The organism is Pseudoalteromonas piscicida (assembly GCF_000238315.3).
In the GTDB taxonomy this organism is placed as follows: domain Bacteria; phylum Pseudomonadota; class Gammaproteobacteria; order Enterobacterales; family Alteromonadaceae; genus Pseudoalteromonas; species Pseudoalteromonas piscicida.
Map to the genome: position 1 here is coordinate 983,557 of NZ_CP011924.1, position 26,074 is coordinate 1,009,630.

Sequence of the window (26,074 nt, forward strand, 5' to 3'; positions counted from 1 at the left end):
TAGATGCACGAAGGTGTGATGAAGGCATGGCTAGAATCTTCGCATTTGTACGGCGGTAACGTTGCGTACGTAGAAGATCTATATGAGGCGTATCTAGATGATGCAGCTTCAGTGCCAGAAGAGTGGCGAGAGGTGTTTGATCAACTACCTAAAGTTGATGGAGTGGATGTTGACACTAAACATTCAGAAGTAAGAGCGCAATTTGCGGAGCTTGCTAAAAACAAACACAGAGAAGTCGTGGTTTCCGCAGAGGGTTCTGCTGATGCCAAGCAAGTTAAAGTTCTGCAGTTAATTAATGCATTCCGTTTCAGAGGTCATCAGAACGCAAACCTAGATCCGTTAGGGATTTGGGATAGAGAACGTGTTCGCGATCTTGACCCTGCTTTTCATGATTTAACCGATGCAGACTTAGATAAAGAATTTAACGTTGGCTCTTTTGCTTGTGGCAAAGAGACAATGAAACTCAAAGACTTGTACGCTGCGCTTAAAGCGACATACTGTGGCTCTATCGGTGCTGAGTACATGCACATCACCTCTACCGAAGAAAAACGTTGGTTACAACAGCGTTTGGAATCGTCCTTCTCGAAGCCACAATTCGACAAAGAAACCAAACTAAGAATCTACAAAGGTCTAACTGCTGCAGACGGCTTAGAAAAGTACTTGGGCGCAAAATTCCCAGGCGCTAAGCGTTTCTCTCTAGAAGGCGGTGACTCACTTGTGCCTATGCTGAAAGAGCTTATTCACCGTGCTGGTGAAAGCGGTCAGCAAGAAGCCGTAATTGGTATGGCCCACCGTGGTCGTCTAAATGTACTAGTGAACGTATTGGGTAAAAACCCACAAGAACTATTTGACGAGTTCGCTGGTAAATATGGCGAGCACGCAGGTTCTGGTGACGTTAAATACCACATGGGTTTCTCTTCTGACTTCGGTACGAAGGGTGGCAATGTTCATATGGCATTGGCATTTAACCCATCTCACCTTGAAATCGTAAACCCAGTAGTAATGGGTTCGGTACGTGCTCGTCTTGACCGTTTGAATTGCCAAAGTGGTTCTAAAGCATTACCAATCACAATTCATGGTGACTCTGCAATCGCAGGTCAAGGTGTCGTTCAAGAAACGTTTAACTTATCGCAAACACGTGCATACGGCGTTGGCGGTTCGATCCGTATCGTAGTTAATAACCAAGTTGGTTTCACTACGTCAAAACGCGAAGACACTCGTTCGACTGAATACTGTACTGATATCGCTAAAATGGTTCAGGCACCTATCTTCCACGTGAACGCAGATGATCCTGAAGCCGTTGCTTTTGTTACACAAGTTGCACTTGATTTCCGTAATAAGTTTAAACGTGATGTGGTGATTGACTTAGTATGTTACCGTCGTCACGGTCACAACGAAGCGGATGAGCCAAATGCAACGCAACCGCTGATGTATCAGAAGATCAAAAAGCACCCAGTACCTCGCCAATTGTATGCTGATCAACTTGTACGCGAAGGTGTGATTTCTGAAGACGATGCGAAACAAATTGCTGATGATTACCGAAATGGTCTTGATAAAGGCGTTTGTGTTGTAGAAGAAATTCAAAAAGAAACCAAACACTCATCAGATTGGTCTAAGTATGTTGGTCACGATTGGGACACGCCGTATGAGCCAAAAGTTGCGCTAGATAAACTCAAAGCGCTTGGCGAAAAGATTGCGAGCTACCCTGAGGCTCATAAAGCACAATCACGCGTTAAAAAGATTTACGATGACCGTAAACTTATGGCGCAAGGTGAGAAAATGCTTGATTGGGGTATGGCTGAGACATTGGCTTACGCGACCTTGGTTGATGAAGGCACTGATATTCGTCTTACTGGTCAGGATTCTGGTCGTGGTACATTCTTCCACCGCCATGCCGTAGTTCATAACCAAAAAGACGCGTCTACTTATCTTCCGCTGCAAAATATTCGCGAAGGTCAAGGCTTGTTCGAAGTGTACGATTCAGTACTATCAGAAGAAGCGGTACTTGCATTCGAATATGGTTACGCGACAGCAGAGCCAACGTCATTGGTATTATGGGAAGCGCAATTTGGTGACTTCGCTAACGGTGCGCAAGTCGTATTTGACCAATTCTTAAGTTCAGGTGAGCAGAAGTGGGGCCGTTTGTGTGGTCTAACACTACTACTTCCTCACGGCTATGAAGGTCAAGGTCCAGAGCACAGTTCTTCGCGTTTAGAGCGTTATTTACAGCTTTGTGCTGACCACAATATGCAAGTATGTGTGCCGTCAACACCAGCGCAAGTATACGCAATGCTGCGTCGTCAATCGGTTCGTCCGCTGCGTCGTCCTCTGATTGTAATGACGCCTAAGTCGCTATTACGTCATCCATTAGCTGTTTCTAGCCTAGAAGAGCTATCTGAAGGCGTATTCAATAACATGATCGATGAGATTGATGATATCAATCCTGAAAACGTTGAGCGTGTAGTGTTCTGTAGCGGTAAGGTTTATTACGAACTACTGCAAGAGCGTCGTAAGCAAGAGCTTAACAACGTGGCTATCGTTCGTGTTGAACAGCTATATCCATTCCCTCACAAAGAGATGGATGAGATCATGGCTCGCTATCAGCACGTAAAAGATTTTGTTTGGTGTCAAGAAGAACCACAAAACCAAGGTGCTTGGTACTGTTCACAGCATCATTTCTGGGAAGCTATCCCAGCTGGCGCAAATCTGACTTATGCAGGCCGTAAGGCTTCAGCTGCACCAGCATGTGGATACATGTCTACACATACTAAAGAACAAAACGCGTTAATTGCTGACGCTTTAACAATTAAGAAATAAGGAATAAGAGATGACAACCGAAATTAAGGTTCCTGTTCTTCCTGAGTCTGTTGCCGATGCAACGGTTGCTACATGGCATGTAAGCGTTGGCGATAAAGTGACTCGTGATCAAAACTTAGTTGACATCGAAACGGATAAGGTCGTTTTAGAAGTTGTAGCGCCAGAAGATGGTGTTATTGTTGCAATTTCTGAAGAGGAAGGCGCAACCGTTCTTGGCGAACAAGTTATTGCACAACTAGGTGCTGCTGATGAAGCAGCAGCGCCTGCTCAATCAAATGAAAAACCAGCAGCGTCAGAATCGGCGCCAGCAGCAGAAGGTAAAGAAGTGGACATTAAAGTACCTGTACTTCCTGAGTCAGTAGCAGACGCTACTATCGCAACTTGGCACGTTCAACCAGGTGAAGCGGTTAGCCGCGACCAGAATCTAGTTGATATTGAAACAGATAAAGTGGTTCTTGAAGTTGTTGCACCTGAAGACGGTGTGATGGGTGAGCACATCCACGCTGAAGGTGAGACAGTACTAGGTGATCAAGTTATCGGTAAAATCGTTGCCGGTGGCGCACCAGCTGCATCATCAAGTGCGAAGAAAGAAGAAGCACCAGCTGCTGCTTCTGACGAAAACTCAGATGTACTAACACCATCTGTTCGTCGTCTTATCGCGGAGAAAGGCCTTGATGCTTCTAAGATCAAAGGTTCTGGTAAAGGCGGTCGCATTACTAAAGAAGATGTGGATGCTTTCCTTAAAGCACCAGCAAAATCAGAGTCTAAGGCTGCAGCTTCTGCACCAGCTGCCCCGGTAGGTGAGCGCACTCAGAAACGTGTACCTATGACTCGTCTACGTAAGACAATCGCTAACCGCTTATTAGAAGCGAAAAACTCAACAGCAATGCTTACAACGTTCAACGAAGTAAACATGAAGCCAATCATGGACCTTCGTAAGCAGTACCAAGAGGTATTTGAGAAGCGTCACGGTATTCGTTTAGGTTTCATGTCTTTCTACGTGAAAGCGGTAACTGAAGCACTTAAGCGTTTCCCTGAAGTTAACGCGTCAATCGACGGTGACGATATCGTTTACCACAACTACTTTGACATCAGCATCGCGGTATCAACACCTCGTGGTCTAGTGACTCCAGTACTACGTGATTGCGATAAGCTTTCTGTTGCTGAAATCGAGAAGAATATTCGTGAATTGGCTATCAAAGGTCGTGATGGCAAACTAACTGTTGACGATATGACTGGCGGTAACTTCACTATTACCAATGGTGGTGTATTCGGTTCACTACTATCTACGCCTATCATCAATTTGCCACAGTCTTCAATCTTGGGCATGCACAAAATCCAAGAGCGTCCTATGGCAGTAAACGGTAAAGTTGAAATTTTACCTATGATGTACCTAGCACTATCTTATGACCACCGTCAAATCGATGGTAAAGAGTCAGTTGGTTTCCTAGTAACAATTAAAGAGTTGCTTGAAGATCCAACACGTCTACTACTAGACGTTTAATATTTGTTTAAAGAATAAGCTGTATGCTCGCATACAGCTTTTTTTTTGCGCCTTTGGTCTAAGTGGGGTTTTCATCAGAAGCCTTGGGATCTATACTATGTGCGCAATTTGGGATAGCTGACTATTTGCATAAATATTCAGCTTTTTTAGTATAAAAAATTGGATAAAGCATCATGAATTTGCATGAGTATCAGGCAAAACAACTTTTTGCCGAATATGGTTTACCTGTATCAGAAGGCTTTGCTTGTGATACACCTCAAGAAGCAGTTGAAGCTGCTGGTAAAATCGGTGGAGACAAGTGGGTTGTTAAGTGTCAAGTACACGCTGGCGGCCGTGGTAAAGCTGGCGGTGTTAAACTTGCAGACAGCAAAGACGAAATCCGCGCATTCGCTGAAAACTGGTTAGGTAAAAACCTAGTTACTTACCAAACAGACGAGAAAGGTCAGCCTGTTGCTAAAATCTTAGTAGAAAGCTGCACTGATATTGCAAATGAACTATACCTAGGTGCTGTTGTTGACCGTGGCTCACGTAAAATCGTGTTCATGGCATCAACTGAAGGTGGTGTAGAAATTGAACAAGTTGCAGAAGAAACGCCTGAACTAATTCATAAAGCTGAGATCGACCCACTAGTAGGTCCTCAAGCTTACCAAGGTCGTGAGCTAGCGTTCAAACTAGGTTTGAACCCAACTCAAGTTAAGCAATTCACTAAGATCTTCATGGGTCTAGCGCAAATGTTTATCAACCACGACTTTGCTCTACTAGAAATCAACCCTCTAGTGATCACAGACGCTGGTAACCTACACTGCCTAGACGGCAAAATCGGTGTAGACGGCAACGCATTGTTCCGCCAGCCTAAGATCCGTGAATTCCACGATCCTTCACAAGAAGACGCTCGTGAAGCACACGCAGCAAGCTTTGAACTTAACTATGTAGCACTAGACGGTAACGTTGGTTGTATGGTTAACGGTGCAGGCCTTGCGATGGGTACTATGGACATCGTAAACCTACACGGCGGCAAGCCAGCTAACTTCTTAGACGTTGGTGGTGGTGCGACTAAAGAGCGTGTATCTGAAGCATTCAAGATCATCCTTTCTGACGACAATGTTAAAGCAGTACTAGTTAACATCTTCGGTGGTATCGTACGTTGTGACATGATCGCTGAAGGTATTATCGGTGCGGTTAAAGAAGTTGGCGTAAACGTACCAGTAGTTGTACGTCTTGAAGGTACTAACGCTGAAGCTGGTCGTGAAGTACTAGCTAACTCTGGCCTTGACATCATTGCAGCTGAGTCACTAACTGACGCTGCTGAGAAAGTAGTTGCTGCTGCGGAGGGCAAATAATGTCTGTACTAATTAACAAAGATACTAAAGTAATCTGTCAAGGTTTCACTGGTGGTCAGGGTACTTTCCACTCTGAGCAAGCTATCCAGTACGGTACACAAATGGTTGGTGGTGTTTCTCCTGGTAAAGGCGGCACAACTCACCTAGGTCTACCTGTATTTAACACAGTACGTGAAGCGGTAGAGTCAACTGGTGCAACTGCATCTGTTATCTACGTACCAGCTGCATTCTGTAAAGACGCTATCCTTGAAGCGATCAGCGCAGGTATCGAACTAATCGTATGTATCACTGAAGGCATCCCTACACTAGATATGGTTGATGTTAAAGTGAAGCTAGAAGAAACTGGCGTTCGCATGATTGGTCCTAACTGCCCAGGTGTTATCACTCCAGGTGAAACTAAGATCGGTATCATGCCAGGTCATATCCACTTGCCTGGTAAAGTAGGTATCGTGTCACGTTCTGGTACTTTGACTTATGAAGCAGTTAAGCAAACAACTGACGCTGGCTTCGGTCAATCTACTTGTGTTGGTATCGGTGGTGATCCAATCCCAGGCACTAACTTCATCGACGTACTAGAGATGTTCCAAAACGATCCGCAAACTGAAGCTATCGTAATGATCGGTGAGATCGGCGGTACAGCTGAAGAAGAAGCGGCTGAGTACATCAAGCACAACGTAACTAAGCCTGTTGTTTCTTACATCGCAGGTGTTACAGCTCCTCCAGGTAAGCGTATGGGTCACGCTGGTGCAATTATCGCAGGCGGTAAAGGTACAGCTGACGAGAAATTCGCAGCACTTGAAGCAGCGGGTGTTAAAACAGTTCGCTCTCTTGCAGAAATCGGTTCTGCACTAAAAGAGAAAGCGGGTTGGTAAGTTAATACCACACGTTAAAAAGGCTCCTTATGGAGCCTTTTTTGATCTATTTAAGCAGATTATAAAATTGGTATTATCAGCGCGAGTGTAATTAAATCGACTTCGGTGAGAGGACTGTACATGCCTTATCAAACTTTAGGTCAGCTCTGTGAAACAATGAAAGCTGAACTCTTAGCGTTCACTGATGAACATCCTGAACTTATTAGGACGAATCATACTCGAGGTGAAATAGTGTTGTCACAAGGTGCTAAACAGGACATAGGCTATTTTATCGAAAAGGGGAAGCTAGTTTCCTCAGCTATCAGCGAGGGTGGAGAGATAAGGCATAAGGAGTTTTATTTTCCAGGTGAGCTATGTATTTTGTATGCCGAATGGATAAGGGACTTACCCAGCCACTTTCAACTAGCTGTAATTGAAGATGCGATGTTAGTGCACGTTCCCTTGAGCCTATTCAAGCAGCAGACAACAACAGAGCTTAAATTAAAGTTGTTTCAGCAACAGTTATTGTTTAAAGAGGCAAAGGAAGCTTTTTTACTTTTAAACACGGTTGAAGAACGCTACCGATTTTTACTTGAGTATAGAACTGATTGGGTAATGAAGATTACTAATCAAGATTTGGCAAACTATCTAGGATGCACGGCACAAGGGTTATCAAGAATTAAAAATAGAATAAAGAAAATTAATTGATTTATTTTAATAATAAACCACTATTATAAATATAGGAATTATAGTGGTTTATTATAATCTAGGATTACTCGTTAACGGTTTTAGTATTTAATTTACTACTTTGCAGTGGAGTATATACATCTCTATACATTACTGAAGAACCAAAAAAGCTCCTGTAAGTGCCAAGTATCACCTTACCACCTTCACATGTGGCTTCTTCTTCAGTCAAATACCAAGGCGTATTTGAACGCTCCGAAGCTGAATAACTATAGAGTACGCCATTAACGCTTGTTATCCCATTAGCTGCATAATAGCACTCACTTGAATAATAAGTAACTTCTTGGGCAGATACTACCGATGCTCCTAATACCATAGATAACGCAATGAGTGATTTCATTCTATTTTCCTTTAAAATGTTAACTTACGTTGATTTGAGAATTTATCATAGAAGAGTTTTTAAAATATGCCACCAGTAATTTATGAAATTTTTTATTTAAAAGTTGCAATTTTTATATTAGTTGTTATTTGAAGGGTTTTTGTCGTAATTTGAAGTTGTCTTGCTAGAGATAAAAACAGCTAGAGCAAGACAATTTTGTCGGTGGTGGTAATCGTTAGTAGCCTTATAAGCTATATTCTCGCTCTACCTTAGCAATACGAGTTGTATAGCTTTGATACCATTTTTTGTTGCCGTTTTTTTGTGCCTCAATATGCTCAGCATTGGCTTTCCATGCTTTGATTGATTCTAGGTCGCGCCAATAAGAAACGGTGATCCCAACCTCTTCACGCGCAGATTCTAACCCTAAAAACCCGGGTTGTAGCTGTGCAAGCTCGACCATTCGCGAAGCGGTTTGCGCATAGCCTTCATCGTCTTTATTTTTAATATTGGTAAAAATTACAGCGTAATAGGGTGGTGGAGGAGTAGTTGCTATCATAAGTTGTGACGCAGTAAATTGCAGGTGTTAAGTTTATACCAATTAACCCCTGCTTAAATCAATCACGATAAATGGTGAATTGCTTATCAGAGCATCTCACCATGTAGCTATCGCTAGGGTTATTCAACCCCAAAAGGATTTTCTATGCTATGTGCAGGTTCAGTAAACCAACGTGGACCTTCGTCGGTCATATAGAAATGGTCTTCCAAGCGAATGCCAAATTCATCAGGAATAACCAGCATAGGTTCGTTTGAAAAACACATTCCGGCTGCAAGCGGTTCTGGGTTGTCTTTGACTAAATAAGGCCATTCGTGGATATCTAAGCCGATGCCATGCCCAGTGCGATGCGGGCAACCTGGTAGTTGATAATCAGGACCGAGCCCATTGCTGGCAATATATTCTCTCGCGGCCTTATCAACAGCGCCACAGGGCGCACCAATTTTGGCTGCATTAAATGCTGCAATTTGCGCTTGCTTCTCGATTTGCCAAACGGACTTTTGCTTTTCACTGGGGTCGCCAAAAACATAAGTACGGGTAATATCACTAAGGTAGCCGTGTAACTTACAGCCAGTGTCGACGAGAACCACATCGCCTTTTTTCAGCGTTTGTGGATTTTTTACACCATGTGGGAATGACGACGCCACACCAAATAGCACAATACAAAAATAATTGCCCGGCGCCCCCACTTTTTTGTGCGCTTCATTAATAAAGGCTTCAACTTCGGTTGTCGTGATCCCTTCATACAGCATAGATGCCGTTGCTTTATGTACGGCAAGTGTCATGTCCATTGCACGTTGAATAAGGGCAATTTCATTGGCCGATTTATGCATTCTACAATGCGCGGTTACTGCCTTTGCATTGATAAGCGAAAGCTCAGGTGCCGCGAGTCTGATCCCATCAGCAACAAAAAACGCAGTGCTTTCGTCAATGGCGAGTGTGCCTGTGCTATCAATATTGAGTGTGTTAAGTACGTTTGCGACGAGCTGGTAAGGAGATTCTTCTTCTTGCCAAGCATGAATAGGACCTTCAATCAGCCAATAATCCTTGATTGAGCCGATCTCGAAAAATGGGACGATAAACTGAACTTGTCCATTGGCGGGTAAAATAGCACCGACCAAACGCTCACTGGCGTACCACTGCAAACCAGTAAAGTATTTTAAATTTGTACCAGCATTTAAATAGAGTGCATCAATGTTGTTCTGCTGCATATATTGTTGAGCTTTCTCTATTCTTGCTAAATACTCGCTTTCGCCAATTGGCGCTACGCCTTTGGTCATATCTTCTAAGTTATCTAGCGCCTGTTGCGCGCTCTGGTATGCAATACCTTTCATTTTTGTGATCCTATATATCAATTTGACTTGATACTTGCTCAATTTGAAGGAGTAAATTTTACGCTAACTGCGTTAAAAATTTCTTATTTAGCGTAACTAAATCACAAAATTTTTGCCTTGCTATCGGTAAAATTTTCTTGCTTCAAATAGACCTCTTAATCAAGCAAATTGCTATTACTAATTAAATCGAGCAATACTAAAGGGAGTAAGATCGATGTCGTTGGGCTTGTTGTCAATAAGATCTGCGATACATTCACTTGAAATTGCGGCTTGGGTCAGTCCTAAATGCTGATGACCCAGTGCAAAATACAGGTTGTGATGATTTGGCGCTTGTCCGATGACAGGTAAATAATCTGGGAGTGAGGGACGGCAGCCAACCCAAAGCGCTTCACTATGTTGTGGCAGAGGTTGCCTTAATAGAATACTTGCGTGATGTAATAATACGCGAGCACGGCTGTAGTTGGGTTTACTCTCCAGTGCGGCAAACTCTACCGTTCCGGCCAGTCGTAAACCTCGTGACATGGGCGTCATGATAAACCCTCGTTCACTCGATGCGACAGGTCGTGTAAGCGTATTATTCATTGCCAACATGTTGTGATAACCACGCTCGGCAATAATGGGCAGTGAATACCCTAAAGACGCACAGAGCGTTTTACTTGCAGCTCCGGTTGCCACAACGACTTTGTTAAAGGTCATCTTGTGGCTTTTGGAGTGAAGTGTGTAGCCATGCTCTGTGTGGGTAATATCGTCGATAGAGCCTTGTTGGAATGCTCCCCCTAGCTGAATAAACTGCTCATATAACGTCAAACAGAGAGCGTAGGGATCTGTGCTATGCGCGACTTTATCAAAATACAGTGCCGAGGTAATGGTATTTGATAGGATCGGCTCCATTTCTCGGGCTTGATCACCTGTAAGTAAGCTCACTGAGATGTTTTGTTCGGCGTATTTTTTATAGCTTTGACGCGCAGAGCTTTCGTCACCTTCAAATACCAGTAAACTGCCGTTGCTAGATATAAGTGTATGATACTTATCACCAAGTAAACGCTGGTATGCGGGTAGTGCGCGTTCATTTAAACTTCTAAGTGCGATTGTACCTTTGTGGAAACAGCTACTTTTCATTTGCTTTAAGAATCGTAGAAACCAAGGAATATTTTTGAGTAAAGAGGTGGTCTCTATTCGCAAAGGCCCCACCGGATTGACTAACATGGCAGGCACTTTTGTTAGTAAAGCTGCATCAGCCATGGGGAATACCTGTTCTGTGGCAAAATGCCCAGCGTTACCCTTAGAGCATCCCTCCGCGGGCCGGTTTTTATCGAACAAGGTAACAGCGTGGCCTCGTCGAGCTAATTGCAGCGCGGTGGTGATCCCAATGATCCCTGCGCCGATCACTGCAATTTTATTATTACTTTCCACAATTCACCTCACCATCCTAAATTGTATTTCCACATAGACATCAATCAGGCCTCGTTTAAATACCTACAAGAAAAAATTTACCACTTATAAGTCATAAGATTACAGACATTTAGGCCAGTCATTTGAGTTGATGACTAAAAAATCTCTCTTTTGAATATTGATTATTGTATACAATATACCTATGATGGCAAGCACAATAACTAAACAACCTAATGAAAGGCGAGAACCATGAACGTAAATTGGCAGGGTGTATATCCAGCAGTAACCACTCAATTCCATGATGATGAAAGCATCAACTTTGATACTACCAAAGAGATGATAGATAACCTGATTAACGAAGGGGTTCATGGCATCATAGTATTAGGCACCGTCGGTGAAAACTGCTCACTCACGGCTGACGAGAAACGCCAAGTGTTAAAAGCTGCAACAGAAGTGGTAGGTGATAGAGTGCCACTACTTAGTGGTGTGGCTGAAACTACAACTGCACTTGCTGTCGAGTTTGCCAAGGATGCAGAAGCGCTCGGCATAGATGGACTAATGGTATTGCCGGGGATGGTCTACCGCTCAACCGAGCGCGAAGCGATTCATCATTACCAACAGGTAGCGCGAAGCACAGCATTACCTATTATGATTTACAACAATCCGGTGACCTACGGTGTCGATGTGTCTATTGAGGGCATGAAAACCTTAGCTGAAGAGCCCAATATTGTTTCTGTAAAAGAGGCGACGGAAGATACCCGCCGTATTAGTGAGCTGTTTAGCGCATTTGGCGATCGCTACGTTGTATTTGGTGGTGTTGATGATATCGCACTGGAAAGCCTAATGCTTGGCGCGACAGGTTGGATCTCGGGATTGACCAATGTATTCCCACGCGAGTCAGTGGCTATTTATAAGCTTGCTGAACAAGGTCGCTATGAGGAAGTGCGCGCGCTGTGGCGTTGGTTTTTACCTTTGCTACGCTTAGATACTATTCCGACACTGGTGCAGTGCATCAAATATGCAGAACATTTGGCTGGACGTGGTAGTGAAGTGACTCGTTCTCCAAGATTGCCACTCACCCAAGAACAAAAGGCTTACGTGAGTCGTTTGTACGATGAAGCGATGGCAAATCGAATTGACTTAAGCCAATATAACTTGGACTAAGCGTATGATTTTAGGCACCTACTATTGTATAGATGGCCACACCTGTGGCAATCCCGTGCGCTTGGTCACAAGCGGTCATCCAACGCTTTTGGGCGAGAGCATGAGTGAAAAGCGCCAACATTTTTTACGTGACTACGATTGGATAAGGCGCGCACTGATGTTTGAGCCCAGAGGCCATGACATGATGTCGGGTGCCTTTTTATATCCACCGACTACCGCAGATGGGGATGTGGCAATCCTATTTATCGAAACCTCTGGGTGCTTGCCTATGTGTGGGCACGGCACTATCGGGACAGTCACTTTTGGCCTTGAAAGCGGCCTTATTACTCCAAAGGAACAGGGTGTACTCAAGCTTGACACCCCTGCGGGGCGTGTGAATGCCTATTATGAGATGAAGGCTGGTAAAGTGACTTGGGTAAAGCTCTACAATGTGCCGGCATTTTTGGCATACCAAGCGGTGCCTGTCCACGTTGATGGGCTAGGGGAGCTCATCGTTGATATTGCCTATGGCGGTAACTTTTACATTATTGTTGAGCCTCAAAGTCTATTTGCTGGTGTGGATCAAAGCTGTGCTGCCGAATTACTGGCGTGGAGCCCCAAAGTGCGCGCGGCAGTTAACGCACAAATAAACCCAATTCATCCTGAAGACTCCACCGTGTGTGGCGCCTCCCATGTGTTATGGACAGGCAAGCCACAACATCCAGATAGTCATGCGGCCAACGCGGTATTTTATGGCGATAAAGCGATTGATAGATCGCCTTGTGGCACAGGCACAAGTGCACGAATGGCACAGCTGTTTGCAAAAGGACAGCTAAAAGAGGGCGATACGTTTGTTCACGAGAGCATCATAGGCAGCCAATTTATCGGTAAGGTCGAAGGCACAACTGAAGTGGCGGGAAAAGCCGCAATTCTGCCAAGTATTCAAGGTTGGGCACGTCAAACGGGGAGTAATTGTATCACTGTAGATGGCGAAGATCCGTATGCATTTGGTTTTCAGGTGCTCTAGGGCTTGTTGGCCTTTGCTGCAAAAACAAACTTGAAAGATCAACAGGCCCTAGCCATTAAGACTGAAAGAAAACAGGAGCTAACAATGAATTTATCAGGAAAGAGTTACATTAACGGTGCGTGGCAAGCCGCACAAGCGGCAACAACGTTTTACGCGTTTTGCCCGGCAACCAATGAAGCGTTAACGCAAGCATTTTTTAACGCCAGTGAAGCACAAGTAGAGGAAGCCGTTAATGCAGCAGAGCAGGCTTTTAAGGCTTATCGTAAAACGTCGATGACTGCTAGAGCAGAGTTTTTAGAGACCATAGCACAAGAAATTCTCGCCTTAGGTGATGAGCTAATAACCACCACGATGGCAGAAACTAACCTGCCAAGGCCAAGACTCGAGGGCGAGCGCGGCCGCACGGTAAACCAATTAAACGCATTTGCCGCAGCGCTGAGAGATAACCTAACAGAGCTCAGTCTAGATAAAGAAGAGCAAGCAGACCCAAATCGGACGCCGCTGCCTAAGCCGAAATCACAGCTTAAGCATATTCCAATTGGCACTGTTGCGGTGTTTGGCGCGTCAAACTTCCCGTATGCCTTCTCTACGCTCGGAGGCGATACCGCAGCTGCGTTAGCCGCTGGCTGCCCTGTGGTATATAAAGGTCACCCAGCACATCCGGCAACGTGTGAGCTAATGACTAAGGCCATCGCCACAGCAATAAGCAAGTGCGATATGCCAAGCGGGGTGTTTTCAATGCTGCAAGCCACAGCGTATGATGTTGCACATTGGCTGGTGGAAGCTAAGCCTATCAAAGCTGTTGGGTTTACAGGCTCCTTTGGCGTTGCAAAAGCATTGCAAGACACCATTGCGAAGCGCCATGAGCCTATCCCGCTCTACGGTGAGCTTGGCAGCGTGAACCCGCAAATTGTCTTACCTGAAAAAGTACAGGCAAAAGGCGCAGAGCTTGGTGCACAATTTGTCCAGTCTTTACTTATGGGTAATGGTCAATTTTGTACTAGCCCCGGCATTTGGTTGGTGCCAAGGAATAGTTCGCAAACATTTATCGAGACAACTAAGCGACATATTAGTGAAGCGCCTTCAGATACCTTATTGACTCCGGGCATTTTAAAAGCTTATCAAAACAGCATCGCGGCGCTAAAAGCACACCCTCAAGTAACGTTGTTGAGCGCTGGTGAGCAAGCACAGCCGTTTCACGCAAGCGCTCACTTGTTCCTGACGGATAGCGAAAGCTTTGCAACCGATGCAAGGCTTAAAGAAGAAGTCTTTGGGCCAAGTGCTTTAGTGGTGAGCTATGACAACTTAGCGCAGCTTGAAGACTTAATCGCAGACTTAGATGGACAACTCACCGCCAGTATTCATGGGACTGAGTCTGACCTATATCAAGCCGAAGGCATCATAGAGGCGCTACAATACCGTGTAGGTCGACTGATTTACGGGCAAATGCCAACAGGCGTTGAAGTGTGCGCCACCATGAACCATGGTGGGCCGTTTCCGTCATCAACCGATGTACGCTCAACATCGGTAGGGCTAGAAGCGCTAAAGCGATTCGTAAGACCAATTTGTATACAAAGTTAAGCAAACCAAGTTAAGCAAACCAAGCCCATAGTATTGCTATGGGCTTTTTACTAAATTTTACTTTAGGCGGTGTTCATACTTATGGCGAGGTTGAATTACGGTAGGAACTTAAAATATTTTCGCTTGAGCGGATATGTATAGAGTGATAAGTTACCGCTTTTCATAACAATAATCGGAACAGTCATAGCGTCCATGGTTTGTAAAGACACAGATAAAAAGCCTAATTCACCAATCAACTCAAACAAGTACAAGTTCAAGCTAGCGCTGGTTTTAGGGGTCATAGCGCTAGTCGGTACTGTTGTATTTTTTGTCCTGACCAGTAATTTTATTGCGGTTGACAATTGTTTAGATGCTGGGGGAAGCTTTGATTACGCACTAGAGACTTGTGTTCATTAATAAAGCGGCCGTTATACGTGTAGTGCTTTATACGATGCTACTGATGCGATTTAATAACAAGGAACAAATATGTTTCTTCTTCTACAAGTAAACTATAAGACGAAGCTCAGTACAATAAACATAAACCTAAGTTTGCGCAGCCACTTATAACTCAATACATGACTCTGTAATTAATTAAGACAAACATGCAATTTGAACTCAGATACGTTTATAATGAGTTCATAAAACAATAATTACTAAATACTATGGCGATTGTACATAAAACTCGAACTCAATTAGTTGCTGAAGCAATTCGTGAAAAAATCCTCACTGGCGAAATCAAAGCGGGCGAGCCGCTAAGGTAAGCCGCGCTGGCAGATGAGTTAAATGTAAGCCGTATTCCTGTTAGAGAAGCCCTTCTGCAACTAGAAGCTGAAGGCTTAGTTAACTTTGAAGCGCACAAAGGTGCGACAGTCACGCGTTTAAGTGCCGAACAAATCGATGAAATATTTGATCTACGCGCATTGTTAGAAGCCGAGCTATTACGTCACTCAATCAACAAGTTAACCGCACGCGACCTATTAGAAGCCGAAGCCATTTTAGCCGAGCTTGAAGAAGCAATGGCCGCTGGCGATACACAACTGGCAACGGGCAAACTCAACGCCGAATTTCACAGCAAACTCTACAGCAAAGCACAGCGCCCACAAACACGTGAGCTGGTGGATGTGTACAGTAAAAACTCTGAGCGTTACGTGCGCATGCACATCTTACTCGCCGGCGGCATTAAAACCGCACCAGAGGAACACCGCCAGCTATTAGAGCTATGCCGCGATAAAAATACCAAAGGGGCCTGTGACTTTTTGAAAAAACATATCACCGGCGCAAAAGATGATATCAAAGCGTTGCTGCTAAAGCTTGAAAGCGAGCAGTAGGTAACCTTGGTGGGGTAGGCTTCGGAGGATCTCTGAACAATCGTCACGTATATTCCAATGGCGGCTCGATTGTTCAGGGTGCTGTGATTATATTTGTTTGCAAGAGCAAGTGCTCATTTAAGGTTATCTTTTAACTTATGCTAACTCTTTTGAGTAAAGGCAGCACATACTGCAACCCCAATGCTACAACCAAAAGCCGCACCTATTGCCACACTAAAGGAAAGAATGTTAAATGTGACGCCAACCATAACACCTACTGTAGTTCCAATACCTGCGCCAACTGCAATACTTTTTCCAAGAAACTGACTGTCTAGCTTTTTAGGGGGAGATATAGAAATAATCCTTTATTTTTTAATAACTTTAGGCGTGCAGAACAAACTAACAGTAAACTGTAACTCCTGCAATCACCTCATTCTACTTCATATTAGTACCAGATTAATCGAACATCCACCAACTTTTTTGTTAAAAAGTAGGGCTAGTTGTTCGTAGTGAGTAGATGACGCTCATAGGCATTTTCTTGACTATAAAAGAAAGTAAGCTTAGCTCCGGAAATGTACATTAGCTAAGTTATTGTATCCCCATACAAACCATAATCATATCTAACGCCCCCAACATTGATCCACATCATCCTCGCAAGACTAAAGTCTCATCAAAACTTGGCGGTTTTTTATCTATCTTTACTAAGTTCCAGCGAAACTGAGTAACTTATTATGACAACAACAACCTATCAACAGGCATATCAAACATTTTCCCAAGACCCAGAGGCATTTTGGCTTAAAGAAGCGGCACGGCTTGATTGGCATACGCCACCAAAAATCGGACATAACCAAGACCAAGAGGGACTGAGTCATTGGTTTAGTGATGGCTTGATGAATACTAGTTATTTGGCACTCGACCATCATGTAAACCAAGGGAGAGCAGAGCAAACCGCGCTAATTTATGATTCGCCTGTGACGAATACAAAACGCAAAATTAGCTATCGAGAGTTGCTCTCTCAGGTGAGCCATTTTGCCGCTGGCTTAAATCAACTTGGTGTAAATGTAGGTGATAGGGTCGTAATTTATATGCCTATGGTGCCTGAAGCGGTCGTTGCTATGCTTGCTTGTGCGCGCGTGGGTGCTATTCATTCTGTGGTGTTTGGCGGCTTTGCACCTCATGAGCTTTTGGTGAGAATAGATGATGCTAAGCCAAAGCTAGTGATCAGCGCTTCTTGCGGAATTGAAATAGACCGCATCATTGAATACAAACCTATGCTGGATGAAGCGCTCTCGTTGGCAAAGCATCAAGTGGAACATTGCATTGTGTTACAGCGTGAGGAGTACCAAGCGCAGATTTCGTCGCCAAGGGACCTAGATTGGGCTGTGGTGGCAAACACGCCAGAATCCTTTGATGCCGTGCCGTTACCAAGCACCCATCCGCTTTATATTTTGTATACCTCTGGCACCACAGGCACACCCAAAGGAGTAGTGCGAGAGCAGGGCGGTCACGCTGTGGCATTAAACTACAGTATGAAAACCGTTTACGGCATGGAGCCCGGTGAAGTGTTTTGGGCTGCATCCGACATTGGCTGGGTTGTGGGGCATTCTTATATTGTTTATGGCCCGCTGATTTATGGTTGCACCAGCGTATTATACGAAGGAAAACCGATTAAAACTCCAGATGCAGGGGCGTTTTGGCGAGTGGTCGAAGAATACCAAGTGGTTGCACTTTTTAGTGCTCCGACAGCATTTCGTGCCATAAAAAAAGAAGATCCGAGCGCAGCCCTCTTGGCTAACTACAACACCAGCAGTCTAAAAGCACTATTTTTAGCTGGTGAACGACTCGACCCTGCTACCTACGACTGGCTACAGTCCACCACAAAGCTGCCGGTAATCGACCACTGGTGGCAAACGGAAACGGGCTGGGCAATTGCATCTAACCCAGTTGGAATTGAATTGATGCCTACAAAGGCGGGCAGTGCCACAGTTCCTACACCGGGCTATCAAGTTGAGATCCTTGATGTGGACGGCAGTCCATGTGAAGCCAATCAACAAGGTGTTGTTGCGGTTAAATTGCCACTTCCCCCTGGTTGTTTAACCACCATTTGGAATAATACAGCACGCTTTAAAGGCAGTTACTTATCACAATACCCCGGTTATTATCTCTCTGGTGGCGGCGGCTATTTTGATGGAGACGGCTATTTGTTTATTATGGGCCGCACCGATGACGTAATAAACGTAGCCGGGCATAGACTGTCAACCGGTGAAATGGAAGAAATCGTCGCAGGTCACAATGCAATTGCAGAATGCGCCGTGTTTGGCGGTAAAGACGAGCTAAAAGGCCAAGTGCCTATTGCCATGGTGGTACTGAAAGATGGCGTAAACACCACTGAAACGGCCATTGCCGAGGAAATAAGAAGCCTGATCCGCGAAAAAATCGGCGCGATTGCCTGTCTTAAAACCATTAAAGTGGTTGAGCGTTTACCCAAAACCCGTTCAGGTAAAATTCTTAGAAAGAACCTACGCCAGCTGGTAGACGGAGAAGACATTGTCGTGCCATCTACCATTGACGACCCCGCCATTATAGAAGAGTTAAAGCAATTGTGGGATGTGAGCCAGCACCAATAGTTTTTGTGTGTTAGCCGGTTACCCCTAACGCTAAACGCGCATCAACATTAGTTAGGAGCGGGTTCACCCCGCGATTTTTTGGTGTGTCGTTCCTTCTAAAATCTGATGTCGCGATAAATCACAATCTACCAGTTTTAGTCGCGATCTAGCGGTGCTGCTGAGCTATTAGAGTAACTTGTGTTAAGCGTGCAGCAATATTAGGTGGGAGATGTATGGACTCCTCCCCCTTAACGGGAGAGTACGGTATAAAGATATTGCAAAACACTTTTACCAAATAAGGAATCCATACATGACACAGTCTAATTTAATTGCTATCGACTTGGCAAAAAACATTTTCCAAGTAGCGCAGCTGAAAGGCAATAAACTCAAGTTTAATAAGCCAATGAAACGCGAACCTATGCTTGAGTTGCTAGCAAAAGCCGAGGGTTCAAAGGTCGTGATGGAAGCTTGTGGTAGCGCCCAGCACATTGCTCGCAAAGCGCTGTCGCTGGGGCACGATGTCATGTTGCTTCCCCCTAAATTTGTTAAAGCGTTTAGGCAAGGCCAAAAAACTGATGCAAATGATGTCCTCGCCATTGCCAGTGCAAGCCAAGCATATAACGTGAAGCCCTGTAAAATCATGACAGTTGAAGAGCAAACGTTGCAGTCATTGAGCCAAGCGAGAACCTTAGTAGATAAACAAAAGACTCAGCTTTCAAATCAAATACGTGGCTTGCTATTAGAGTTTGGTGTTGTCATTAATCAAGGCGATGCAGCGTTAACACAAGCGGTTCCAGATATTTTAGAAGATGCTGAAAATGCGCTCCCTATCGCATTAAAACAAGCACTCGCGGTGAGTTACGAGCTATATAAAACACAATGTGCCGCTAAAGCACAACTACATAAACAAGTTGAAGCGATAACCAAGCAAAATGACAGTTGCCAGCGTTTAATGGCATTAGAAGGCGTTGGCCCAATTACCGCGATAGAGCTGTTATCATTTTTAGGCAATACTTCACAATTTAGTGATGCCAGAGGAGCGGCGGCATGTGCAGGTGTTACACCGACCCAGCACTCATCAGGCGGAAAAGCCAAGATAGGTCATATCCCCAAAAGACGAGGCAATACATTAAGGAAAAACCTGTTTCTCGGTGCAAGAACGGTAGTCAGCAGGCTAAAACATAAAGAAGCGACCACAGAGAAAGAACGCTGGATAAAAAATCTACTCGCCAAGAAAAGCGTGAAATGTGTTGCCATTGCATTGGCCAATAAAACGGTTAGAACCGCCTATGCCTTACTTAAAAACGGTTCAACATACGAGCCAAAAATCTTAGCGGCGTAGCACTGAGTAACAGAAGAACAAATCAAGATAAACAGAACGTAAAAGCAGAAAGCATACTGAGATTACCCCCAGTATTGAACAAGCCAAGATAGAGCATTAAGCGGTGAGACCCACCCTTGAGAGCCTGTTAAACCGCAGGTGTATACAAATACCGCGTGGGAGAGAAGGCACAAGGGCGCGAATACATCAAAGAGGCCGAGGTAGCACCTCATCAAGAGCCCGGATATAAGCACGCAATCACACTAATAATGCTAAAAGTGGCTTGTACAATTGGAGGAGTCCATATAAGCGGGTTCACCCCGCGATCTTTTAATTGTGGTTAACGTGAAGCCCTGTAAAATCATGACGGTTGAAGAGCAAACGTTGCAGTCATTGAACCAAGCGAGAACCTTAGTAGATAAACAAAAGACTCAGCTTTCAAATCAAATACGTGGCTTGCTATTAGAGTTTGGTGTTGTCATTAATCAAGGCGATGCAGCGTTAACACAAGCGGTTCCAGATATTTTAGAAGATGCTGAAAATGCGCTCCCTATCGCATTAAAACAAGCACTCGCGGTGAGTTACGAGCTATATAAAACACAATGTGCCGCTAAAGCACAACTACATAAACAAGTTGAAGCGATAACCAAGCAAAATGACAGTTGCCAGCGTTTAATGGCATTAGAAGGCGTTGGCCCAATTACCGCGATAGAGCTGTTATCATTTTTAGGCAATACTTCACAATTTAGTGATGCCAGAGGAGCGGCGGCATGTGCAGGTGTTACACCGACCCAGCACTCATCAGGCGGAAAAGCCAAGATAGGTCATATCCCCAAAAGACGAGGCAATACATTAAGGAAAAACCTGTTTCTCGGTGCAAGAACGGTAGTCAGCAGGCTAAAACATAAAGAAGCGACCACAGAGAAAGAACGCTGGATAAAAAACCTACTCGCCAAGAAAAGCGTGAAATGTGTTGCCATTGCATTGGCCAATAAAACGGTTAGAACCGCCTATGCCTTACTTAAAAACGGTTCAACATACGAGCCAAAAATCTTAGCGGCGTAGCACTGAGTAACAGAAGAACAAATCAAGATAAACAGAACGTAAAAGCAGAAAGCATACTGAGATTACCCCCAGTATTGAACAAGCCAAGATAGAGCATTAAGCGGTGAGACCCACCCTTGAGAGCCTGTTAAACCGCAGGTGTATACAAATACCGCGTGGGAGAGAAGGCACAAGGGCGCGAATACATCAAAGAGGCCGAGGTAGCACCTCATCAAGAGCCCGGATATAAGCACGCAATCACACTAATAATGCTAAAAGTGGCTTGTACAATTGGAGGAGTCCATATAAGCGGGTTCACCCCGCGATCTTTTAATTGTGGTTCCCACTAAAATTTGATGTTGCGGTAAGTCACGAACAGCCAGTTTTAGTTACGTTCAGCTATTGTCCGCAAACTGTCCGGTGTCCGTCCAATCCCCTTGAATAAAGCCGTTAAATATAATAAATGCTATATAAAACAGTAGTATAAATTCTGGCACACTACTTGTAATTAGTTACTCATGATAATCGCGGACACCCACTTGTCCGCAAGGAGGTAGCATGATTAAAGATACAAGTGTGCAAGACAAACAAATCGCAAAAAAGCGAACCATAAAAAAGCCGGTGATTGCGTTGTTGGCCGTTGGCATCACCTTAGCTGGATTAACCAGTACTTGGCCAAGCATTAACACGATTCTGTCAGCAGAGCAGACCGTATCGCGCGAGCAAGTACGTCTCGCCACAGTAGTGAGAGGAGATATCAGCGAAGATATTCGCGTTGAAGGGCGTACGCTCGCTGCGAATAATCCAGACTTATACGCCATCGCATCGGGCACAGTAACACTCAATGTTAAACCCGGTGATGCCATCAAAGCGGGGCAAGCGTTGCTTAATATCGACAGTCCAGAGCTAACCAACCGTTTACTACAAGAAGAGGCGACATTTGAACGTTTACAAACGGAAGTTGAGCGCCAAAGGATCTCGATTAAACAGCAGCTACTCGATACTGAACAACGCATGGAAATGGCGAAAGTAGACTTAGAAGCGGCAGAGCGGGAAATGGCACGCTCAAAACAAAGCATCGAAAAGCAAATTATCTCAAAACTAGAGCTTGAACAGTCAATGGTTGAACTTAAGCGCGCGCAGCTACAAGAGCGTCACGCCATCGATTCGCTAAAGCTTGAGCAAGAGCGACTTGCGTTTGAGCTAAAAAGTAGTGAGCTGAGCCTAACCAGACAACAGCATATTTTAGAAGAAGTGCAGCGTCAGGTAGCCGCTCTTAACATTATTTCGCCGTTGTCAGGTATTGTTGGTACAGTGCATGTCCAGCAAAAGCAGTTTGTACAGCGAGATGCGGCATTAATCTCCTTGGTTGACCTTTCTGAGCTTGAGGTTGAAGCGCAAATACCAGAAATTTACGCCGACAATCTAGGTGTCGGCATGGCCGCTGAAGTATTTATCAATCAATACCAATATCACGCAAAGCTGGTCGCTATTTCCCCTGAAATCGAAGCAGGCCGTGTCAGTGCGCGAGTACGTTTTGATGAACAACCAAGCGGTCTTCGCCAAAACCAAAAGGTATCTACAAGAATTATCCTGTCGCAAAAGCAAGACGTGCTCAAAGTAAGGCGTGGTGCATTTGTTGAAACCGGCGCTGGGCGTTTTACCTATGCGGTTGTCGGTGAGCAGGCTGATCAAACACCCATTCAGCTCGGTGTAAAAAGTATTTCTGAAGTTGAGATTATCGAGGGCCTGAATGAAGGACAAGAAATCGTGATCTCAAGTTTAGATCCGTTCAATAACAAAGCGCGAGTGTTACTCGGGAAGTAGCTTCATCTTGCGTACCGAATAAGAATGAGAAGGAATAGACAATGTTAAAAATGAATGAAGTAAGCAAAATCTATCGCACAGATATGATTGAGACCCATGCACTCAGCAATGTCAATTTAACCATTGAAGAAGGGGAGTTTATTGCGGTCACAGGCCCGTCAGGATCAGGCAAAACGACCTTTTTGAACATTGCCGGTTTGTTAGAGCGTTTTGAGCGCGGTGACTATTTTCTAGATGGTGAAAACGTTGCCAATCTTAACGATAAAAAGCTATCACAACTACGAAACGAAAAAATTGGCTTTATCTTCCAAGGCTTTAATCTTATCAGCGACTTATCTTTATATGACAACGTTGAAGTTCCCCTTATTTTTAGGGGAATAAAAGCCAGTGAGCGTAAAAAGCGCATTGAGGAAGCGCTTGAACTCGTTGGGCTTGCAAGCCGAATGAAGCACTATCCGGCACAGTTGAGTGGTGGGCAGCAGCAGCGTGTGGCTATTGCCAGAGCGCTGGCGGGGAAACCGCGCTTCCTTTTAGCGGATGAACCAACGGGTAATTTAGACAGCTTAATGGCAAGGCAAGTGATGGATTTATTACAAGAAGTGAATCAGGCGGGCACCACATTGATTATGGTAACCCATGACAATGAGCTGGCTCGAAGAGCGGGTCGTAATATCCAAATTCTTGATGGTGAGTTAACCGACATCACTAAATCTCAGTTAACCGAATTGGCAGTGTAGGAGCAAGCAATGAAAGAGCTAATACTGTTAGCTTGGCAGGGATTAAAGCAAAAACCCAAGCTAAGTGCATTGATGGTGATCAACCTTGCAGTTGGGATCACGTTAATGTTGACGATGTCAGCCATTGTAAAACAAAGCAGTAGTGAGGTGATTGGTCATAAGGGGGATTACTTGTACACCGCGGGCCTGAATTTTTTTGATGGCGACCAAGACGTTGTCGATTTCAACCAATTTCCTCGCTGGACATATCAAGATGCAGAGGCGCTTAAGCAAGCAGATATACCATACGAGCATCTATCATTTAACTACACCACAGAGTTTATTGTGGGGCTGGCGGATAACTCAGTTAGGCCTATTAGTGTAGAAGCTTCTGGCACAGATAGAGAGATGTTTAGTGTACTAGATGCGCCGTTTATCCACGGAGCTTCTTGGAGTGAACAAAGCCAGCAAAGTGGTGAAGCGGTCGCTGTGATCAGTAAAAATGCTAATGATCATCTTTTTGGTGGGGCGAATTCTGTCGGGCAGTTTATTCAAGTTCAAGGCGAACAAATACAAGTCGTGGGCGTGGTTGATTTAAGCAATTATAAACGTCGTTTCCAAGATTTGAGCTTTAGTAATAATTACAATCACGATGCTTTTATCCCGCTAAATTATGCCTATGTGCAAAGCTTTCCACGAACAGGGCAAGTATCGTGTAGAACCGACGATTTATACACCGAAACTAACCCGCGTAGCGGCAATATCGACATGCTGAAAAGTGCTGAATGTGGTTATTTGACGGTTTGGTTCCAATACCAAAATGATATGGGAACAGCACACCTCGCGGAATTAAAAACGTGGTTGAATAGCTATATTGCAAATCAGCAAGCGGTCGGTCGCTTTCAACATAAAAATCTTACCGACTTTTATAGCATGGGCGAGCTCTATATTTTGATCCAGCGTTTTATGGCATGGGAAGCCATTTACCTGACGTTTGCGTATTTACTATTTGGCATTTGTTTAGTGAATACCGTTGGCATTCTGCTCGCCAAATTCCAAGCTAATCGCAAGCTTATTTCCCTCTATCGAGCGCTCGGCGCAAACCGTGGGGTCATAATGCAAATTCACTTTTTAGAGATTTTGATGCTCACAGTTGCCTCTGTCGTGCTTGGTTTTGTACTAGCATTTGCAGGACTCGAGTTGATGTTCCATTTGCGTATGTATCAGACGGATTATATGGCGTTTGCCGAGCAAGTTCGTCAAATCTATCAGTTCGATGGTGAGCTGGCACTTTGGACGACGACAGGTATTTTCTTGGCGGTTGGGATATCTGGATTATATCCGGTATACCGTAGTAGCCGTATATCACCAGCTGCAGAGTTAAGGGGGTAAGTATGGCGATTAAACATATTTTGAAACTGATCTTAAAGCAAAAAAGTATTGCACTGTTAATCATTCTACAAATCGCGATCACCGTGATGATAGTCAGCAATACGGCGTTTATCAGCTATGCAACGCTACAAAACTGGCTAATTCCTTCAAAGTTGGAAGAGCAACAAATTCTCAACGTAACGACGCGAGTATTTGATACCTCGGTAGACATGCAGTCGCTTATAGAAAAGGATATTCAAGCGATTGAAAATGTGCCTGGGGTCGTTGCCGCATCTTATGCTGGTAGAGAGCTGGTATTAAACAGCTTAGGCCCTGGATGGACTATTTTTAAAGATACCCAACCAGAAACAGACTACAGCGTGTTCGGCTACTTTGGCTTAGATGAAAAAGGGGTAGATGTACTTGGGCTTGAACTCGTTGAGGGGCGTAGATTTTATGCCAGCGAATTTATCAAAGGTGATGAGGCAACAAAAAATGCAGGCGTTATTATGATAAGTGACGACCTTGCCACGTCCTTATTTGGTGATGACTCTGCTCTTGGACAGACGGTGTATATTTCAAGACAACGCATTCCACATCAAGTAGTTGGTGTTTATAAAGGTAAAATGCTTGGAGAAGGCGCAACATACAATCAACAACCCTACAATTCGGGGGTTGTACCTGAAGTCATTTGGGGTAACCGTCAACGGGCAAATTATTTAGTCAGAGTTGAAAAAGGCGTGTCTGAGCGAGTGCTAGAAGAAGTTGAAACGGCACTTTATCACACCAACGGACGAATGGTTGAGCGAGTAGAGTTTGTTGCCAGAGCAAAAAAACGTTTGTGGGATGGCCGTAGCACCTTTGCACTCACCATGGCAGGTATAAGCATCATAGCATGCGTGGTCACCGCGCTTGGTATTGTCGCACTTGTCAGTTTTTCTGTTAGCCTAAGAAAGAAAGATCATGGTGTACTTCGTGCGTTAGGTGCATCTAAAGGCAAAGTGATGTGGTCTTTAATTAAAGAAAATACAATTTTAGTCTTTATCGGTTTAGTGCTAGGCTTTGGTCTCTCGATTTTGCTTTACTATTTTTTGATGAATAATGTTCGCGTGCAAAGTGTGGTAGAGATCCCGTTGTTGGTTGGGGTAGCTATTTTTACTTGGCTTGTGAGTACATTGGCGGTGTACCTGCCAGCCAAGGAAGCTGCGAAAGTGTCGCCGGCACAAGTAACGAAATCCAGTTAAGAATAAAAACAACAAAGCCCCGAAAGGGGCTAAATCTACAAATTAGGATAAAAA

The 26,074-nt window shown here is 44.4% G+C and carries 19 protein-coding genes and 1 pseudogene; 16 read left to right on the top strand and 4 right to left on the bottom strand.

The window, feature by feature from the left end; all coding sequences use genetic code 11:
* Positions 1 to 3: 3 nt before the first annotated feature.
* The 5 genes from sucA to PPIS_RS04650 all read left to right on the top strand — a co-directional run bounded on the left by sucA (position 4) and on the right by PPIS_RS04650 (position 7,220).
* A complete protein-coding gene (gene sucA, locus PPIS_RS04630) occupies positions 4 to 2,817 on the top strand; it encodes a 2-oxoglutarate dehydrogenase E1 component (protein ID WP_010371459.1) in 2,814 nt (937 codons plus the stop codon).
* 10 nt (positions 2,818 to 2,827) lie between these two features.
* Positions 2,828 to 4,321, top strand: a complete 1,494-nt coding sequence (gene odhB / locus PPIS_RS04635) for a 2-oxoglutarate dehydrogenase complex dihydrolipoyllysine-residue succinyltransferase (RefSeq protein WP_010371456.1) — start codon at positions 2,828 to 2,830, stop codon at positions 4,319 to 4,321.
* Between the two features lie 173 nt (positions 4,322 to 4,494).
* A complete protein-coding gene (gene sucC, locus PPIS_RS04640) occupies positions 4,495 to 5,661 on the top strand; it encodes an ADP-forming succinate--CoA ligase subunit beta (protein ID WP_010371452.1) in 1,167 nt (388 codons plus the stop codon).
* Complete coding sequence (sucD, locus tag PPIS_RS04645; RefSeq protein ID WP_010371451.1) at positions 5,661 to 6,533, top strand: succinate--CoA ligase subunit alpha; 873 nt, start codon at positions 5,661 to 5,663, stop codon at positions 6,531 to 6,533. Before sucC ends, sucD begins: the two co-directional genes overlap by 1 nt.
* A 120-nt stretch (positions 6,534 to 6,653) precedes the next feature.
* A complete protein-coding gene (locus tag PPIS_RS04650) occupies positions 6,654 to 7,220 on the top strand; it encodes a Crp/Fnr family transcriptional regulator (protein ID WP_010371444.1) in 567 nt (188 codons plus the stop codon).
* A gap of 64 nt (positions 7,221 to 7,284) precedes the next feature.
* Here PPIS_RS04650 and PPIS_RS04655 read toward each other — a convergent pair whose 3' ends face one another.
* The 4 genes from PPIS_RS04655 to PPIS_RS04670 form a co-directional block, all read right to left on the bottom strand.
* Positions 7,285 to 7,596 (bottom strand): hypothetical protein, encoded by a 312-nt coding sequence (locus PPIS_RS04655; protein ID WP_010371443.1) that lies wholly within the window; start codon positions 7,594 to 7,596, stop codon positions 7,285 to 7,287.
* A gap of 223 nt (positions 7,597 to 7,819) precedes the next feature.
* Positions 7,820 to 8,131, bottom strand: a complete 312-nt coding sequence (locus tag PPIS_RS04660; RefSeq protein WP_010371442.1) for an antibiotic biosynthesis monooxygenase family protein — start codon at positions 8,129 to 8,131, stop codon at positions 7,820 to 7,822.
* A 119-nt stretch (positions 8,132 to 8,250) separates the two neighbouring features.
* Positions 8,251 to 9,462: a M24 family metallopeptidase gene (locus tag PPIS_RS04665; RefSeq protein WP_010371441.1), complete on the bottom strand. Its 1,212-nt coding sequence runs from the start codon at positions 9,460 to 9,462 to the stop codon at positions 8,251 to 8,253.
* 177 nt (positions 9,463 to 9,639) lie between these two features.
* The gene (locus PPIS_RS04670; protein WP_010371440.1) at positions 9,640 to 10,875 is read right to left on the bottom strand and encodes an NAD(P)/FAD-dependent oxidoreductase; all 1,236 of its coding nucleotides are present in this window, start codon (positions 10,873 to 10,875) and stop codon (positions 9,640 to 9,642) included.
* A gap of 228 nt (positions 10,876 to 11,103) precedes the next feature.
* On the opposite strand from PPIS_RS04670, the gene PPIS_RS04675 reads away from it, so the two are divergent.
* The 11 genes and pseudogenes from PPIS_RS04675 to PPIS_RS04730 all read left to right on the top strand — a co-directional run bounded on the left by PPIS_RS04675 (position 11,104) and on the right by PPIS_RS04730 (position 26,020).
* Entirely contained in the window at positions 11,104 to 12,018 is a 915-nt protein-coding gene (locus PPIS_RS04675; RefSeq protein ID WP_010371439.1) for a dihydrodipicolinate synthase family protein, read from the top strand.
* Positions 12,019 to 12,022: 4 nt separating this feature from the next.
* On the top strand, positions 12,023 to 13,024 hold the full coding sequence (locus PPIS_RS04680; protein WP_010371438.1) for a 4-hydroxyproline epimerase: 1,002 nt from the start codon (positions 12,023 to 12,025) through the stop codon (positions 13,022 to 13,024).
* An 84-nt stretch (positions 13,025 to 13,108) separates the two neighbouring features.
* A complete protein-coding gene (locus PPIS_RS04685; RefSeq protein ID WP_026345560.1) occupies positions 13,109 to 14,605 on the top strand; it encodes an aldehyde dehydrogenase (NADP(+)) in 1,497 nt (498 codons plus the stop codon).
* A 641-nt stretch (positions 14,606 to 15,246) separates the two neighbouring features.
* Positions 15,247 to 15,912: pseudogene (locus tag PPIS_RS04695) on the top strand (GntR family transcriptional regulator).
* Positions 15,913 to 16,622: 710 nt separating this feature from the next.
* Entirely contained in the window at positions 16,623 to 18,518 is a 1,896-nt protein-coding gene (locus PPIS_RS04700; protein WP_010371424.1) for an acetate--CoA ligase, read from the top strand.
* A gap of 289 nt (positions 18,519 to 18,807) precedes the next feature.
* Positions 18,808 to 19,839: an IS110 family RNA-guided transposase gene (locus tag PPIS_RS04705; RefSeq protein ID WP_169922903.1), complete on the top strand. Its 1,032-nt coding sequence runs from the start codon at positions 18,808 to 18,810 to the stop codon at positions 19,837 to 19,839.
* 324 nt (positions 19,840 to 20,163) lie between these two features.
* On the top strand, positions 20,164 to 20,883 hold the full coding sequence (locus tag PPIS_RS04710; RefSeq protein ID WP_145957325.1) for an IS110 family RNA-guided transposase: 720 nt from the start codon (positions 20,164 to 20,166) through the stop codon (positions 20,881 to 20,883).
* Positions 20,884 to 21,420: 537 nt separating this feature from the next.
* Positions 21,421 to 22,689 carry an efflux RND transporter periplasmic adaptor subunit gene (locus PPIS_RS04715; RefSeq protein ID WP_010376937.1) on the top strand — a complete coding sequence of 423 codons (1,269 nt, stop codon included), beginning with the start codon at positions 21,421 to 21,423 and terminating at the stop codon, positions 22,687 to 22,689.
* 41 nt (positions 22,690 to 22,730) lie between these two features.
* On the top strand, positions 22,731 to 23,426 hold the full coding sequence (locus PPIS_RS04720) for an ABC transporter ATP-binding protein (RefSeq protein WP_010376940.1): 696 nt from the start codon (positions 22,731 to 22,733) through the stop codon (positions 23,424 to 23,426).
* A gap of 9 nt (positions 23,427 to 23,435) precedes the next feature.
* Positions 23,436 to 24,797: an ABC transporter permease gene (locus PPIS_RS04725; protein ID WP_010376942.1), complete on the top strand. Its 1,362-nt coding sequence runs from the start codon at positions 23,436 to 23,438 to the stop codon at positions 24,795 to 24,797.
* Positions 24,798 to 24,799: 2 nt separating this feature from the next.
* Positions 24,800 to 26,020, top strand: a complete 1,221-nt coding sequence (locus PPIS_RS04730) for an ABC transporter permease (protein ID WP_010376944.1) — start codon at positions 24,800 to 24,802, stop codon at positions 26,018 to 26,020.
* Positions 26,021 to 26,074 lie beyond the last annotated feature (54 nt).

Excerpts from the sequence above, each read along its gene's own strand:
- sucA (WP_010371459.1), top strand. The coding sequence starts at position 4 with ATGCACGAAGGTGTGATGAAGGCATGGCTAGAATCTTCGCATTTGTAC.
- odhB (WP_010371456.1), top strand. The coding sequence starts at position 2,828 with ATGACAACCGAAATTAAGGTTCCTGTTCTTCCTGAGTCTGTTGCCGAT.
- sucC (WP_010371452.1), top strand. The coding sequence starts at position 4,495 with ATGAATTTGCATGAGTATCAGGCAAAACAACTTTTTGCCGAATATGGT.
- sucD (WP_010371451.1), top strand. The coding sequence starts at position 5,661 with ATGTCTGTACTAATTAACAAAGATACTAAAGTAATCTGTCAAGGTTTC.
- PPIS_RS04650 (WP_010371444.1), top strand. The coding sequence starts at position 6,654 with ATGCCTTATCAAACTTTAGGTCAGCTCTGTGAAACAATGAAAGCTGAA.
- PPIS_RS04655 (WP_010371443.1), bottom strand. The coding sequence starts at position 7,596 with ATGAAATCACTCATTGCGTTATCTATGGTATTAGGAGCATCGGTAGTA.
- PPIS_RS04660 (WP_010371442.1), bottom strand. The coding sequence starts at position 8,131 with ATGATAGCAACTACTCCTCCACCACCCTATTACGCTGTAATTTTTACC.
- PPIS_RS04665 (WP_010371441.1), bottom strand. The coding sequence starts at position 9,462 with ATGAAAGGTATTGCATACCAGAGCGCGCAACAGGCGCTAGATAACTTA.
- PPIS_RS04675 (WP_010371439.1), top strand. The coding sequence starts at position 11,104 with ATGAACGTAAATTGGCAGGGTGTATATCCAGCAGTAACCACTCAATTC.
- PPIS_RS04680 (WP_010371438.1), top strand. The coding sequence starts at position 12,023 with ATGATTTTAGGCACCTACTATTGTATAGATGGCCACACCTGTGGCAAT.
- PPIS_RS04685 (WP_026345560.1), top strand. The coding sequence starts at position 13,109 with ATGAATTTATCAGGAAAGAGTTACATTAACGGTGCGTGGCAAGCCGCA.
- PPIS_RS04700 (WP_010371424.1), top strand. The coding sequence starts at position 16,623 with ATGACAACAACAACCTATCAACAGGCATATCAAACATTTTCCCAAGAC.
- PPIS_RS04705 (WP_169922903.1), top strand. The coding sequence starts at position 18,808 with ATGACACAGTCTAATTTAATTGCTATCGACTTGGCAAAAAACATTTTC.
- PPIS_RS04715 (WP_010376937.1), top strand. The coding sequence starts at position 21,421 with ATGATTAAAGATACAAGTGTGCAAGACAAACAAATCGCAAAAAAGCGA.
- PPIS_RS04720 (WP_010376940.1), top strand. The coding sequence starts at position 22,731 with ATGTTAAAAATGAATGAAGTAAGCAAAATCTATCGCACAGATATGATT.
- PPIS_RS04725 (WP_010376942.1), top strand. The coding sequence starts at position 23,436 with ATGAAAGAGCTAATACTGTTAGCTTGGCAGGGATTAAAGCAAAAACCC.
- PPIS_RS04730 (WP_010376944.1), top strand. The coding sequence starts at position 24,800 with ATGGCGATTAAACATATTTTGAAACTGATCTTAAAGCAAAAAAGTATT.